Annotated in this window: 12 protein-coding genes and 2 tRNA genes; 9 read left to right on the top strand and 5 right to left on the bottom strand. The window is 70.6% G+C overall.

Going from position 1 to position 14,397, the window contains the following annotated elements; genetic code table 11:
- Positions 1-2 precede the first annotated feature (2 nt).
- Positions 3-524 carry an NUDIX domain-containing protein gene (locus ACFZB3_RS33055; protein ID WP_391381890.1) on the bottom strand — a complete coding sequence of 174 codons (522 nt, stop codon included), beginning with the start codon at positions 522-524 and terminating at the stop codon, positions 3-5.
- Positions 521-1,963, bottom strand: coding sequence for a zinc-dependent metalloprotease (locus ACFZB3_RS33050; protein WP_391381888.1), 1,443 nt, complete (start codon positions 1,961-1,963; stop codon positions 521-523). Before ACFZB3_RS33050 ends, ACFZB3_RS33055 begins: the two co-directional genes overlap by 4 nt.
- A 192-nt stretch (positions 1,964-2,155) precedes the next feature.
- Here ACFZB3_RS33050 and ACFZB3_RS33045 point away from each other — a divergent pair, with 192 nt between their 5' ends.
- The 4 genes from ACFZB3_RS33045 (at position 2,156) to ACFZB3_RS33030 (ending at position 5,493) form a co-directional block, all read left to right on the top strand.
- Positions 2,156-3,268 (top strand): NAD-dependent epimerase/dehydratase family protein, encoded by a 1,113-nt coding sequence (locus ACFZB3_RS33045; protein ID WP_391381886.1) that lies wholly within the window; start codon positions 2,156-2,158, stop codon positions 3,266-3,268.
- A gap of 313 nt (positions 3,269-3,581) precedes the next feature.
- Positions 3,582-4,043, top strand: coding sequence for a molybdenum cofactor biosynthesis protein MoaE (locus ACFZB3_RS33040; protein WP_391381884.1), 462 nt, complete (start codon positions 3,582-3,584; stop codon positions 4,041-4,043).
- Between the two features lie 117 nt (positions 4,044-4,160).
- Complete coding sequence (locus ACFZB3_RS33035; RefSeq protein ID WP_294008764.1) at positions 4,161-4,325, top strand: hypothetical protein; 165 nt, start codon at positions 4,161-4,163, stop codon at positions 4,323-4,325.
- 70 nt (positions 4,326-4,395) lie between these two features.
- Positions 4,396-5,493 (top strand): PDZ domain-containing protein, encoded by a 1,098-nt coding sequence (locus tag ACFZB3_RS33030; protein ID WP_391381881.1) that lies wholly within the window; start codon positions 4,396-4,398, stop codon positions 5,491-5,493.
- A 77-nt stretch (positions 5,494-5,570) separates the two neighbouring features.
- On the opposite strand, the gene ACFZB3_RS33025 is transcribed toward ACFZB3_RS33030, so the two are convergent.
- Positions 5,571-6,113, bottom strand: coding sequence for a PPA1309 family protein (locus tag ACFZB3_RS33025; RefSeq protein WP_391381879.1), 543 nt, complete (start codon positions 6,111-6,113; stop codon positions 5,571-5,573).
- A 187-nt stretch (positions 6,114-6,300) separates the two neighbouring features.
- Here ACFZB3_RS33025 and ACFZB3_RS33020 point away from each other — a divergent pair, with 187 nt between their 5' ends.
- The 4 genes from ACFZB3_RS33020 (at position 6,301) to ACFZB3_RS33005 (ending at position 11,657) form a co-directional block, all read left to right on the top strand.
- Complete coding sequence (locus ACFZB3_RS33020) at positions 6,301-9,273, top strand: UPF0182 family protein (protein ID WP_391382170.1); 2,973 nt, start codon at positions 6,301-6,303, stop codon at positions 9,271-9,273.
- A 55-nt stretch (positions 9,274-9,328) separates the two neighbouring features.
- A tRNA-Met gene (locus ACFZB3_RS33015) sits at positions 9,329-9,402 on the top strand.
- Between the two features lie 260 nt (positions 9,403-9,662).
- The gene (locus ACFZB3_RS33010) at positions 9,663-11,498 is read left to right on the top strand and encodes a sel1 repeat family protein (protein ID WP_391381876.1); all 1,836 of its coding nucleotides are present in this window, start codon (positions 9,663-9,665) and stop codon (positions 11,496-11,498) included.
- An 85-nt stretch (positions 11,499-11,583) separates the two neighbouring features.
- Positions 11,584-11,657 (top strand) — tRNA-Met (locus tag ACFZB3_RS33005).
- 138 nt (positions 11,658-11,795) lie between these two features.
- Here the strand turns inward: ACFZB3_RS33005 and ACFZB3_RS33000 are convergent.
- Positions 11,796-12,215, bottom strand: a complete 420-nt coding sequence (locus ACFZB3_RS33000; RefSeq protein ID WP_391381874.1) for a transcriptional repressor — start codon at positions 12,213-12,215, stop codon at positions 11,796-11,798.
- 126 nt (positions 12,216-12,341) lie between these two features.
- Here ACFZB3_RS33000 and ACFZB3_RS32995 point away from each other — a divergent pair, with 126 nt between their 5' ends.
- Positions 12,342-13,844, top strand: a complete 1,503-nt coding sequence (locus tag ACFZB3_RS32995; protein WP_391381872.1) for a catalase — start codon at positions 12,342-12,344, stop codon at positions 13,842-13,844.
- A 109-nt stretch (positions 13,845-13,953) separates the two neighbouring features.
- On the opposite strand, the gene ACFZB3_RS32990 is transcribed toward ACFZB3_RS32995, so the two are convergent.
- On the bottom strand, positions 13,954-14,346 hold the full coding sequence (locus ACFZB3_RS32990; RefSeq protein WP_093499189.1) for a cyclic nucleotide-binding/CBS domain-containing protein: 393 nt from the start codon (positions 14,344-14,346) through the stop codon (positions 13,954-13,956).
- Between the last annotated feature and the right edge of the window lie 51 nt (positions 14,347-14,397).

Here is a 14,397-nt window from a genome sequence, read left to right as displayed (position 1 = left end):
GGTCAGAGCCGCGCGCGGGTCCCTTCCAGCAGCCGTACGACCGACTCGTCGGCGACCTCCGGTACCTCGTCGTAGGCGAACCAGCGCAGGTCGAGGGACTCGTCGCTGATCGCGTGGGTGGCGCCGCGCGGGGCGAGGGCCGCGTACTGGACGTCGAAGTGCCAGTGGCACGGCGCCGGGATCGGATGCCGGTCCAGGCGGACCGGGCCGCCCGGCAGCAGCGTCAGCCCGGGGACGCCGGACTCCTCGGTCGCCTCCCGGAGCGCCGCGGCCGCCAGCGTGGCGTCGCCCGGCTCGCAGTGGCCGCCCATCTGCAGCCACATCCGCAGCTTGCGGTGCAGGGTCAGCAGCACCCGCCCGTGCTCGGGGTCGACGACCAGCGCGCTCGCCGTGACATGGCCGGCGTGACAGGCCTTCCACATGCCGTCCGGGTGCGCCGCGAGGTGGTCCAGGTAGGTCTGGCGCAGCTCGTCCTGGCCCTCGTACCCCTTGAGGACGAGGACCGCGTCGTCGTACAGGCTCACTCGCTGTCGTCGCCCTTTTCCCGGTCGTCCTGGTCCTGGGCGTCCTTCTTGCGCAGGTCGGGCTTCTGTGCGGCCTCGCCGAGCATCTTGTCCAGCTCGGAGAAGTCCAGCTGCTCGCGGTGCACGAAGCCGTCCGGGTCGTCCAGGTCGGACGCCGTCGGCAGCATGTCCGGGTGGGCCCAGAGGGCGTCACGGCCGTCGACACCGCGCGCGTCGGTGAGCGAGGCCCACAGGCGGGAGGCGTCGCGCAGCCGGCGCGGCCGCAGCTCAAGGCCGATCAGGGTGGCGAAGGTCTGCTCCGCGGGGCCGCCCGTGGCACGGCGGCGGCGCAGGGTCTCGCGGAGCGCGTCGGCGGACGACAGACGCGGCTTCGCGGCCGCGTGGACCACCGCGTCGACCCAGCCCTCGACGAGCGCCAGAGCCGTCTCCAGACGGGCCAGGGCAGCCTTCTGCTCGGGCGTGTCCTCCGGCTGGAACATGCCCTGCTGGAGTGCGTCCTGCAGCTGCTCGGGGTTCTGCGGGTCGAACTGGCCGACCACGTCCTCCAGCTTGGCCGTGTCGACCTTGATGCCGCGGGCGTACCCGTCGACCGCGCCGAACAGGTGCGAGCGCAGCCACGGCACGTGCGCGAACAGGCGCTGGTGGGCCGCCTCGCGCAGGGCGAGGTACAGCCGCACCTCCTCCTTCGGCACGCCGAGGTCCTTGCCGAACGCCTCGATGTTCACCGGCAGCAGCGCGGCCTTGCCGGCCGGGCTCAGCGGCAGGCCGATGTCGGTCGAACCGACGACCTCGCCCGCGAGCACGCCCACGGCCTGCCCGATCTGGGTGCCGAACATGGCGCCGCCCATTGAGCGCATCATGCCGATCAGCGGGCCCGCCATGGCCTGCATCTCCTCCGGCAGGACGTCGCCCATCGCGGCGCCGACCCGCTCGGCGACCGGGTCGACCAGCTCCTGCCAGGCGGGCAGCGTCGCCTCGACCCACTCCGCGCGGGACCACGCCACGGCCGAACCGGAACCGGACGGCAGCGACGTCGCGTCGTCCAGCCACAGGTCGGCCAGCCGGACCGCCTCCTGGACCGCGGTGCGCTCGGCGGGACCGACGCTCGCGTCCTTGACGCCGTCCGAGGTGCCCTGGGAGACCGTCTGGCGGGCGATCTGCTTGGCCATGTCCCAGTTCACCGGGCCGCCCTCGTACGAGAGCATCTGGCCCAGCTGCTGGAAGGCCGCGCCCAGGTCGGTGGGGTTCAGCGAACCGAACATGGCAGCGAACGGATTGTCGGCGCCGGGGCTGCCGAAGCCGCCGGCTCCGGGTGTGCCGAAACCGAACGGGTTGGCCGGTCCCTGCCCACCACCGCTCTGCTGGTCCTTCTTCTTGCCCTCGTCGCCGTCTTCCGGCTCCTCCGGCGGAAGGCCGAAACCGAATGGGGTGTCACTCACGGGAATCCTCGGCTGGTAAGGCCACCGGTTCTCTCCGGCGGCGCGGCTGCCCGACAACACCACCCAGCGTAGACACCCCGACCCGATCGGGCCTCGGTGCTTCGCCGACAGTCGGCCTGCGGCAGGATGGATGCCACCTGGTACGTACGCGTCACTCACGCTCGTACTGAAGACAACCGCTGGAGACGCCCGGTGAGTTCCCCAGATCCGCAGGTTCGCGCAGCGCGAAACCACTCAACCCCTCCCGCCGTGCGCGGGCCCGTCGTCGCCGTGACCGGCGCCGCGACCGGGGTCGGCGCGCTGCTCACCGAGCGGCTGGCCGCGTCCGGGGAGATCAAGCAGGTCATCGCCATCGACGAGCGGCGCGGGGAGTGCGCGGACGCCCAGTGGCACATCCTCGACGTTCGGGATCCGGCCATCGCGGACAAGCTGCGCGGGGCCGACGTGGTGGTGCACCTCGCGCTCGACCTGGATCTGGAGACCGATTCGGCCGCCCGTACGGCCTACAACGTGCGGGGGACGCAGACCGTGCTGACCGCGGCGGCCGCGGCCGGGGTGCACCGCGTGGTGCTGTGCACCTCCGCGATGGTCTACGGCGCGCTGCCGGACAACGAGCTGCCGTTGTCGGAGGACGCGGAGTTGCGCGCCACCGCGGAGGCCACCGGCGTGGGCGACCTGCTGGAGATCGAGCGGCTCGCGCGCCGGGCGCCCCGCGCGCATCCGGGGCTCAACGTCACCGTCGTGCGCCCCGCGGTGCTCGTCGGTGGCACCGACACCGCGCTGACCAGGTATTTCGAGTCGCCTCGGCTGCTTGTCGTCGCGGGGTCGCGGCCTGCCTGGCAGTTCTGCCACGTCGAGGATCTGTGCAGTGCGCTGGAGTACGCCGTCCTGGAGAAGGTCGACGGGGAACTCGCCGTCGGGTGCGACGGGTGGCTGGAGCAGGAGGAGGTCGAAGAGCTCAGCGGGACGCGGCGGATGGAGCTGCCGTCGGCGGTGGCGCTGGGGGCGGCGGCCCGGCTGCACCGGATCGGGCTGACGCCGTCGCCGGCCGGGGATCTCGCGTACACGATGTATCCGTGGGTGGTGAGCGGGAGCCGGCTGCATGACGCCGGGTGGCGGCCGGGGTGGACGAACGAGGAGGTGCTGGCCGAGTTGCTGGAGGAGGTGGCCGGGCGGCACACGGTTGTGGGGCGGCGGCTGGGGCGCAAGGACGCGACGGCGGCGGGGGCCGCGGGGGCGACGGTGGCGTTGCTGGGAGCGGCGGCTGTGGTGCGGCGGGCGCGGAAGGCTCGGCGGCGGATCTGAGGGCGGGTTCTTCGCCCCCGCCGCCCCTGCCCGTCCCGTCCTTCCAGGGGGTGGGCCCCCTTCGACCGCCCGGAGCGGGGGCTGCCGCCCCGGTACCCCCGCTTCGGCCTGGACGGCCTCGTCCTCAAACGCCGGACGGGCTGGATCGTGGTGCCGTGGTGCCGTGGTGTCGGACGGGCTGGAGGGCGGGGGTGTGGGGTCGGACGGGCCGGAAGGACCGGCAGCACGCTGTAGGAGTCTCCAAAGCCGTACGCGCGTGTGCCTGGCGATAGCGGTATTCCGTGTGGTCGTGGGCTTGCGGCACGATGGGGGTATGACTGCTGTGAGTGATCATCCTGGGGAGCGGGGCGCTGACGATCCCGTGAAGCTGATCGGGATTCGGGAGAGTGCGCTCTCCGTGGACGAGGTCTTCGCGGCGGTGGGGGACGACGCGGCCGGCGGGATCGCGCTGTTCGTGGGGATGGTGCGGAACCACGACGGGGGCGCCGACGTGGACGCGCTCGGGTATTCGTGTCATCCCAGTGCCGAGGCCGAGATGCGGCGGATCGCCGAGAAGGTCGTCGCCGAGTACCCGGTGCGGGCGCTGGCCGCCGTGCATCGGGTGGGGGACCTGCGGGTGGGTGATCTCGCCGTGGTCGTCGGTGTGTCGTGTCCGCATCGGGGGGACGCCTTCGAAGCTTGTCGAAAGCTGATCGACGACCTCAAGCACGAGGTGCCCATCTGGAAGCACCAGAAGTTCTCGGATGGGACGGAGGAATGGGTCGGGGCCTGTTGAAGGGTGCCCGTCCGGCCTCCGCTTGCGTAACCGTACCCCTCGCGTGAGCGTTGTCAGTGCTGGTGACTAATCTGCTGATCAGTCAGTCGCGGACGCTCATGGGGTTGGGAGGTCAGCATGGCGGCGCTCGTCTGGTTGCTGATTCCGCTTGTGGCGGCGGTCGGTGCCGGTCTGTGGGGCAGCTGGGCCAACCGGACCAGGAGGGCGCGCAGCGACGGGCCGGAACTCGACGGGTACGCGCGCTTCCGCGAGGCCATGGAGAAGTCCCGCTCGGGCAGCTGAGGTCAGCCGGGGCCCCTGTGACGGGTGGCCCTGACGGTGCGCTGACAGACCCGTCCCGTACTGTCGTCGCATGCCACGCCGCACCGCGACGATGCTCGCCTCCACCCTGATGCTGATCGCACTCCTGTGCGCCGGAGTGCTCATCAACGTGCCGTACTCGGAGATGTCCCCCGGCCCGACCGTGAACACGCTCGGGGACCACGACGGCGAGCCGGTGCTGCAGATCTCCGGCCACAAGACCTACGCGACCTCCGGGCATCTGAACATGACCACGGTGAGGGTCACGAGTGCCGACTACAAGATGAACCTCGTCGAGGCCGTCTACGGGTGGCTCTCGCACGACAGCAAGGTCGTGCCGCACGACACGCTCTACCCGGACGGCAAGACGGAGCAGCAGTCCACCCAGGAGAACGCCGAGGAGTTCAGCCAGTCCCAGGAGAGCGCCAAGGTCGCCGCGCTGAAGGAACTGGGCGTCCCGGTGAAGTCCTGGGTGATCGTCTCCACGGTCCTCAAGGGCTCGCCGGCCGAGGGCAGGCTGCACGCCGGTGACGTGATCAAGGCGGTCGACGGCACGGCGGTCAAGCAGCCGGCCGATGTCGCCACGCTGGTGACCAAGCACAAGCCCGGCGAGGACGTGGTCTTCACCGTCGTGCCGGCCAAGGAGCAGGCCGCCGCCGAGAAGGCGAACAAGACGGCCACCACGACCGAGAAGGTCACCGTCACCACGACCACCTCCGACGACAGCGGCGAGAAGCGCGCGATCGTCGGGATCTCCGCCGGGACGGATCACACGTTCCCGTTCTCCATCGACATCAAGCTCGCCGACGTCGGCGGACCGAGCGCGGGGCTGATGTTCTCGCTCGGGATCTACGACAAGCTCACCCCGGGCAGCCTCACCGGAGGCAAGTTCGTCGCCGGCACCGGCACGATCGACGACGACGGCACGGTCGGCCCGATCGGCGGCATCTCGATGAAGACCATCGGCGCGCGCAGCAAGGGCGCCCAGTACTTCCTGACCCCGGCCGACAACTGCGCCGAGGCCGCCAAGGACACCCCGGGCGGGCTCACCCTCGTCAAGGTGAAGACCATCGAGGACGCCCTCGGCGCCCTCAAGGACATCCGCAGCGGGGACACCGGCGCCCTGCCGAAGTGCACCGCCAAGGGCTGAGAAGGCCTGCAGGCAGCCGGGGGCGCCCCTCCTGACGAGGGGCGCCCCCGGTGCCGTCCGGCGGACCGGCGACCGGCTCAGTCCTCGAACGTCGCCTTCAGCGCGTCCGCCAGGCCCGGGACCAGGTCGGGGCCGGTGAGCACCTCCGTCGGCGAGTCCTTCTCGCGCAGCCGTACCGCCGAGTCGCGGCTGCCGTCGCGCAGCACCGCGACCGTCATCCGGACCTCCTGGCGCTCGGGGTGGCTCGCCACCCACTTGGCCAGCTTCGCCTCGCTCAGCCCCTCGGGGACCTGGGACTCGGCGGACGGCGGCAGCATCAGCCGCTCCACGGTGAGCGCGCAGCCGACCACCGCGTCCGGCCAGGCGATGGTGCCCAGGAACTCGTCCAGCGCCTTGTCCGTTGGCACTTCGTCCTGCTCGATCGGGGTGAGACCGGTGGTCGTGGACTCGTCCTCCAGACCGAGCTGGGCGGCGAGAGCCGGTTCCTGGGCGCGCAGCCGTGCGGTGTCGACGAGGGCGAAGAGGCGAGCGGGCTGGTCCCAGCCGAGGCCGGAGGAGTACTCGTCGATCTCGAGTACGGCCCGGGTGAGCGGGTTCGCTGCCATGGGAGTGTTGGACATGGTCACAATCCTGCCTCGTTCATGGCCGGAATCGGGAACCGAGTAAGCCGTGAGTAAGTTGCATAGGTGTGGCGCCGCGATCACGGGGGGCCACGTCGGGCCCGTGAACAAGACGGCCTGACGCAACAACAACGGATCAACAGCGGATCAAACAGCGAACTTCGAGGTGCGCACCTTGGCTTTCCAGATGCCGGACCGCGGCGGAGGCCCGACGGGGCCACGGATCAGAGCGACCGGACGTCCGTCCAGGCGGGTCCGGACCCTGCTCCTGACACTGGGCGTCCTTGCCGTGCTCGGCATGGCGTTCACCATGTTCGCGGGCTTCTGGACGGACTGGCTCTGGTACCGGTCGGTGCACTACTCGTCGGTGTTCACCACCACCCTGTGGACCAAGATCGGGCTGTTCTCCGTCTTCGGTCTGCTGATGGCGGCCGCGGTGGGCTTCAACATCTGGCTGGCGCACCGGCTGCGCCCCCCGCTGAGCGCCATGTCCATGGAGCAGCAGAGCCTCGACCGCTACCGGATGGGCATCGCGCCGTACAAGAAGTGGCTGCTGCTCGCGGTCACCGCGCTGGTCGGGCTGATCGCCGGCGCGTCCGCGGCCGGACAGTGGCGCACCTGGCTGATGTGGGTCAACGGCGTGCCCTTCCACCAGAAGGACCCGCAGTTCCACCTCGACGTCTCCTTCTACGCCTTCGACCTGCCCTGGTACCGCTTCCTGCTGGGCTTCGGCTTCGCCACCGCGATCCTCTCGCTGGTCGCCGCGGCGCTCACCCACTACCTGTACGGCGGGCTGCGCGTCACCAGCCCGGGCGCGCGCGCCACCGGTGCGGCGACCGGCCACCTCTCGGTGCTGCTCGGCCTCTTCGTCGCCCTCAAGGCGGTCGCCTACTGGCTCGACCGGTACGGACTGGCCGTCAAGTCCAGCGACTTCAAGGCCACCGGCAACTGGACCGGCCTGAGATACGTCGACGCGAACGCGTATCTGCCCGCCAAGACGATCCTGTTCTGCATCGCCGTCATCTGCGCGCTGCTGTTCTTCGCCACCCTGTGGCGGCGCACCTGGCAGCTGCCCGTCATCGGCTTCGGCCTGATGGTCCTCTCGGCGATCCTCATCGGCGGCCTCTACCCGGCGATCGTCCAGAAGTTCCAGGTCCAGCCCAACGAGCAGGCGAAGGAAGCCCCGTACGTCCAGAAGAACCTCAAGGCGACCCGCGAGGCGTACGGCATCGACGACACCAAGGTGACCGAGTACAAGGGCACGAGCACGACCACGGACAAGACCAAGCTCCGGGCGGACGTCGACGCCACGGCGAGCATCCGGATCATGGACCCGAACATCGTCTCGCCCACGTTCCAGCAGCTCCAGCAGATGCGGAACTACTACGCGTTCCCGACCAATCTGGACGTGGACCGCTACAGCAAGGACGGCAAGGTCCAGGACACCGTCATCGGGCTGCGCGAGCTGAACCTGGCCGGCATCCCCAAGAACAACTGGATCAACGACCACTTCCGCTACACCCACGGCTACGGTGTGGTCGCCGCCAAGGGCACCGAGGCCGACGACCAGGGTCAGCCCGTCTTCACCGAGTCCGACCTGCCGTCCACGGGCGATCTGGGCACGTACCAGCAGCGCATCTACTACGGCGAGAAGACGAACACGTACTCGATCGTCGGCGGTCCCCAGCAGGAGATCGACTACTCCGACGACAACGGTGAGAAGCTCACCAGCTACGCGGGCAAGAGCGGGGTCAGTCTCTCCAGCCCGATCAACCGCGCCGCCTACGCGGTGGCGTTCAACGAGCCGCAGATCCTGTACTCGGGCGCGATCGGCAAGGGCTCGCGGATCCTCTACAACCGCACGCCCAAGGAGCGGGTCGAGGCGGTCGCCCCCTGGCTGACCATCGACGGCGACGCGTACCCGGCGGTCGTGAAGGGCCGGATCCAGTGGATCGTCGACGCCTACACGACGTCGAACGGCTATCCCTACGCATCCCGTACGACCCTCGGTGACACCACCGCCGACTCGCTGACCGCGACCAACAACTCGCGCGCGGTGGTGGCCCAGCAGAACCAGGTCAACTACATCCGCAACTCGGTGAAGGCGACCGTCGACGCGTACACCGGCGAGGTCAAGCTCTACCAGTGGGACACCGAGGACCCGGTGCTGAAGACCTGGATGAAGGCCTTCCCGGGCACGGTGCAGCCCAAGAGCGCCATCTCGCAGGACCTGATGGACCATCTCCGGTACCCGCAGGACCTGTTCAAGGTGCAGCGCGAACTGCTCACCCGCTACCACGTGACGGACGCCCAGACGTTCCTGACCGGCAGCGAGGTGTGGCAGGTGCCCGACGACCCGACCAACAAGTCGGGCGACGCGGTGCCGCCGTACTACCTGAGCATGAAGATGCCGGACCAGAGCGCGCAGACGTTCTCGCTGTCGACCACGTTCACGCCCAACGGCCGGGACAACCTCAGCGCGTTCATGTCGGTCGACTCCGAGGCCGGTTCGAAGGACTACGGCAAGATCAGAATCCTGAAACTGCCGACCAGTACGACCGTCGACGGGCCCAAACAGGTCCAGAGCAAGTTCAACTCCGAACAGGAGATCGCGGCCGCCATCAAGCTCCTCAAGGGCGGCGACTCCGAGGTGGAGTACGGCAATCTGCTGACCGTGCCACTGGACGGGGGCCTGCTGTACGCGGAGCCGGTCTACGTCCGCGGTGCCGGGGTCAAGTACCCACTGCTGCGCAAGGTGTTGGTCACCTACGAGGGCAAGACCGTCTTCGAGAACACCCTCGACGAAGCGCTCAACAAGGTGTTCGGCACGGAGGGTTCCGATACGGGGTCCTCGGACACCGGGACGACCTCGCCACCGACGTCGTCCGGCAACCCCACCGTCCAGGCGGCGCTGGACGACGCCCAGAAGGCCTTCGACGCGGGCCAGGAGGCCCTGAAGAAGGGCGACTGGACGGCGTACGGCAAGGCGCAGGACGAGCTGCAGGACGCGCTGAAGCGGGCCGAGGAGGCGCAGTCCAAGGCGGGCAAGACCGGCGGCGCGACGGCGAGCAGCAGCCCGAGTCCGAGCCCGAGCGCGACGGCGGGTTCGGGCGCCGGCAGCAGTCCGAGTCCCGGCGTGAGCGCCAGTCCGAGCGGCTGACCGCCGACCTGTGATCAAGCCCGGCCCGCGCCGTGATACGGTTTCCACACAACGGCGCGGGGTGGAGCAGCTCGGTAGCTCGCTGGGCTCATAACCCAGAGGTCGCAGGTTCAAATCCTGTCCCCGCTACTGAAGTCGAAGGCCCGGATCCTCATGGGATCCGGGCCTTCGCGCGTGCGCGCAGACGGCCCCCGGACGGCCGTCCGGACGGCTGCCGGTGTCCGGACGGGCGGCGAACGCATGTACCGATGGCCCGGGTCGCCGTGCCGCTGTGGGGAGTTGGCGGAGATGTGTTTGACTTGTCGTTCTGTGGGCATGTCGACAAAACGCTGAAGTGACCTCACGGTCTGCGGTATACGTGGTGTACCCAGGTTGCAGGTGGTGCGACGATGAACGTTATGGGGGACAAGGCAACTCTGTTCGAGACAGGGCGATTTGTGCAGCCTTCGGGCGAGGAGCCGACCCGCGACGAGGCCGCCGAGGCCGCTGAGGAGGCACGTCACCGGCTCCAGGCCGAGGCCGGTGACGTCGAGTCGATGAGTGTGCTCGGCGCCATGCTGCTGCGCCGTGGCGACCTCGACGGAGCCGAGCCGCGGCTGCGCGCGGCCACCGCCGCCGGCGACCGGGCCGCCGCCAACAACCTCGGCGTCCTGCTGCACCAGCGCGGCTACCCCGAGGAGGCCGCCGGCTGGTGGCGGATCGCCGCCGTAGCCGGGTCCGCGGCCGCCGCCCACGCGCTGGGCCGCCACCACCGCGAGCGCGGCGACGAACCCGCCGCCGAGTACTGGCTCCGCCAGTCCGCCGAACAGGGCCACGCGCTCGGCGCCTACGCGCTGGCCGACCTGCTGGAGCACCGGGGGGACGCGGACGCCGGCCCGTGGATGCGGGCCGCCGCCGAGCGCGGGCACCGGGAGGCGGCGTACCGGCTGGCGCGCGCGCTCGACCGCAGAGCGGCCGGGGGCGAGGGCGAGACCGGGGCCGACGACGGTGCCGACACGGAGAGCGGGACCGCGGAGACCGACGAGGCCGAGCAGTGGTACCGGCAGGCCGCCGCCCGCGGCCACCGGCGGGCCGCGCTGCACCTCGGCGCCATCCTGGAGCGCCGCGGCGAACTCAAGGAGGCCGGGCGCTGGTACCTGACCTCGGCCAAGGACGGCGAGGCCCGGGCCGCCTGCGCGCTCGGCTTCCTGCTGCGCGACGCCGGGGACACCGAGAGTGCCGCCGTGTGGTGGCTGCGGGCGGCCCAGGACGGTGACGGCAACGCGGCGAACGCGCTCGGCGCACTGCACGCCGAGCGGGGCGAGACGCAGACCGCCGAGCGCTGGTACCGGGCGGCGATGGACGCGGGCGACGACAACGGGGCGTACAACCTCGCGCTGCTCTGCGCCGAGCAGGGGCGGACCGCGCAGGCCGAGCAGTGGTACCGGCGGGCCGCGTACGCCGGGCACCGCGAGGCCGCGAACGCGCTCGCCGTCCTGCTGCTCCAGGTCGGCGACACGAGCGGCGCCGAGCCGTGGTTCTCCAAGGCCGCGGAGGCGGGCAGCGTGGACGCCGCGTTCAACCTCGGGATCCTCTACGCCGGGCGCGGCGAGGAGCGGGTCGCGCTGCGCTGCTACGAGCGGGCGGCCGCCGCCGGGCACACGGAGGCGGCCCTGCAGGTCGGCATCGCCCGGCTCCGCGAGGGCGACGAGGCGGCCGCCGAGCGCCATCTGCGGTGCGCGGCGGGCGGCGGCAGCGCCGAGGCCGCCTACCGGCTCGCCGCCGTCCTCGACGCGCGCCGGCCGGCGGTGTCCGAGCACGAACTCGGGGAGTCGTCCCTGAACGTGAAGACCGAGTGCGAGGAGTGGTACGAGCGGGCCGCCACGCAGGGGCACCGGCGGGCCCAGGTGCGGGTCGGGATGCTGGCCGCCGGGCGCGGGGACGTGGTGGAGGCGGCGCGCTGGTACCGCACGGCCGCCGAGGCCGGGTCGCGCAACGGCGCGTTCAACCTCGGGCTGCTGCTGGCCCGGGAGGGCAGCGAGCCGGAGGCGGCCGTGTGGTGGGAGCGGGCCGCGGACGCGGGGCACGGGCGGGCGGCGTTGCGGCTCGCCCTGGTCTACGCGCGTCGTGGCGAGCTGGCGGTGGGACAGCAGTGGGCCGACCGGGCGGTGGCGCTGGGTCCCGCGGAGGTGACCGAGCGGGCGGGGCGGCTCCGCGACGCCCTGCGGGAGGAGCTGTCGGCGTAGGCCGGAGCGTTTCCCCAGGTCAGGGCGGCTGAGGGGTATTGATTTGCCTCCGCCCGCGTCCCTCACGTAATGTTCTGTTCATCGACGCGGGGTGGAGCAGCTCGGTAGCTCGCTGGGCTCATAACCCAGAGGTCGCAGGTTCAAATCCTGTCCCCGCTACTGAAGGCCCAGGGCCGGAATCCGGAAACGGATTCCGGCCCTGGGTGTTTTGCCGGGCCGGTACCTGCACTTGCCGGGTCGGCGCACGACGAAGGCCCCGGCGCTCATCAAGAGTGCCGGGGCCTTCGGGAACGTTCGTCAGACGGCCGCCGCGCAGTCCGGGCACAGCCCGCGGTACGTCACCTCGACGTCGGAGATCGTGAAGCCGAACCGCTCCGAGGTGGGGAGGTCGGCCATCGGGTTGCCGGTCGGGTGGACGTCGCGGATCGAGCCGCAGCGGGCGCAGACCAGGTGATGGTGCGGCCGGTGCGCGTTCGGGTCGTACCGCTTGGCGCGCTTGTCGGTCGAGACCTCAAGGACCTCGCCGAGCGAGACCAGCTCACCCAGCGTGTTGTAGACGGTCGCCCGGGAGATCTCGGGCAGCTTGGTCACCGCCCTGGCGTGCACCTCGTCGGCCGTCAGATGGACGTGCTCGCCGTCGAGTACCTCGGCCACGACGCGTCGCTGCGCGGTCATCCGCCATCCGCGTCCACGCAGCCGTTCCAGAAGGTCACTCATGGCATTCAGCCTAACAGCAGGGCCCCCTTTTTCCGAACAGGTGTGACTTTGGAACCTTGCTTGACTTGGACTAAGTCCAATGTAGGATCGAGTTCGGGACTAGCAAAGCGATAGGAATGGTGCGAAATGGCGCAGGAGACGCAGGGCGCAGGACGGGACGCGGGTGTGACGCACGGGCCGCTGACCACGGAGGCGGGGGCGCCGGTGGCCGACAACCAGAACAGCGAGACCGCGGGCATCGGCGGTCCGGTCCTGGTCCAGGACCAGCTCCTGCTGGAGAAGCTCGCCCACTTCAACCGTGAGCGCATCCCGGAGCGTGTGGTGCACGCGCGCGGTGCCGGCGCCTACGGCACCTTCACGGTGACCGCCGACGTCACGCCGTACACGCGAGCCGCCTTCCTCTCCGAGGTCGGCAGGCGGACCGAGACCTTCCTGCGCTTCTCGACCGTGGCCGGCAACCTCGGGTCCGCCGACGCCGTACGCGACCCGCGCGGCTGGGCGCTGAAGTTCTACACCGAGGAGGGCAACTACGACCTCGTCGGCAACAACACCCCGGTGTTCTTCATCAAGGACGCCATCAAGTTCCCCGACTTCATCCACACCCAGAAGCGCGACCCGTACACGGGCAGCCAGGAGGCGGACAACGTCTGGGACTTCTGGGGGCTCAGCCCCGAGGCCACGCACCAGGTGACCTGGCTGTTCGGCGACCGCGGCATCCCGGCGTCGTACCGCCACATGAACGGCTACGGCTCGCACACCTACCAGTGGAACAACGCGGCCGGCGAGGTCTTCTGGGTCAAGTACCACTTCAAGACCGACCAGGGGATCAGGAACCTCACGCAGGCGGAGGCGGACCTGCTCGCCGGCGCGGACCCGGACTCGCACCAGCGCGACCTGCGCGAGGCCATCGAACGCGGGGACTTCCCCACCTGGACCGTGCAGGTGCAGATCATGCCGGCGGCGGACGCGGCGGCCTACCGCTTCAACCCGTTCGACCTCACCAAGGTGTGGCCGCACGCGGACTACCCGCCGATCGAGATCGGCCGGCTGGAGCTGAACCGCAACCCGCAGAACGTCTTCGCCGAGGTCGAGCAGTCGATCTTCTCCCCGGCGCACTTCGTGCCCGGCATCGGCCCGTCCCCCGACAAGATGCTGCAGGGCCGCCTCTTCGCCTACGGCGACGCGCACCGCTACCGCGTCGGCGTCAACGCCGACCACCTGCCGGTCAACCGCCCGCACGCCGCCGAGGCGCGCACCTACTCCCGTGACGGCTTCCTGTACGACGGCCGGCACGGCGGCGCCAAGAACTACGAGCCGAACAGCTTCGGCGGACCGGCGCAGACCGACCGCCCGCTGTGGCAGGCGTACGACGGTCTCGCCGGCGGCACCGGCAACCACCCCGCCCCCGTCCACGCCGAGGACGACGACTTCGTGCAGGCCGGGAATCTCTACCGCCTGATGTCCGCGGACGAGCAGGAGCGGCTGATCGAGAACCTGGCCGGCTTCATCGCCAGGGTGTCGCGCGACGACATCGCCGAGCGCGCGATCGGCAACTTCCGTCGGGCCGACGCAGACTTCGGCAAGCGGCTGGACGCCGCGGTACAGGCCCTGCGCCCCCTTCGCGCCTGAACCGGCGCCGCTCTCGCGGACGTGGCTGCTCGCCGTGGGGGTTCCTCGATCGACGGTTGCGGTCCGGGGCGGCACCTGCGCGGGTGTTGCCCGTGAGGCGCCGCCTCGATCATGCGGAGACGGGCTGCCGGGCCGGGGCCCAGCAGCGGATGATGTCGCGGACCGAGACGATGCCGGCCGGTTCGCCGCCGTCCAGGACGATCAGATGGCGGAAGCCGCCGTGGGCCATCGCCCGGGCCGCCTCCTCCAGCGTCCAGGTCGGGGTGGCGAACACGACGTCGTTGGTGGTGTGGGCGTGGATGGGCTCCGTGTCGGGGTTCTGGCCGAGGCCCACGGAGTTGAGGATGTCGCGTTCGGTGAGGATCCCGATACCGCCGGCGTCCGGATCGTGGACGATCGCCGCGCCCACGCGGCGCGCGGACATCAGGGCGGCTGCCTGGCGGAGCGTGTGGGCGGGGCCGACGGTGAGAACCACGGTGCTCATGGCGTCACGGACGAGCATGGAAGGTGCCACCTCCTAGGGAACCACCGGGATAGTTCGGCGATTCACAAA

Origin of the sequence: Streptomyces sp. NPDC008092, from assembly GCF_042957285.1 — a bacterium.
Classification (GTDB): Bacteria; Actinomycetota; Actinomycetes; order Streptomycetales; family Streptomycetaceae; genus Streptomyces.
This window is presented reverse-complemented; position numbering and strand designations above follow the sequence as displayed.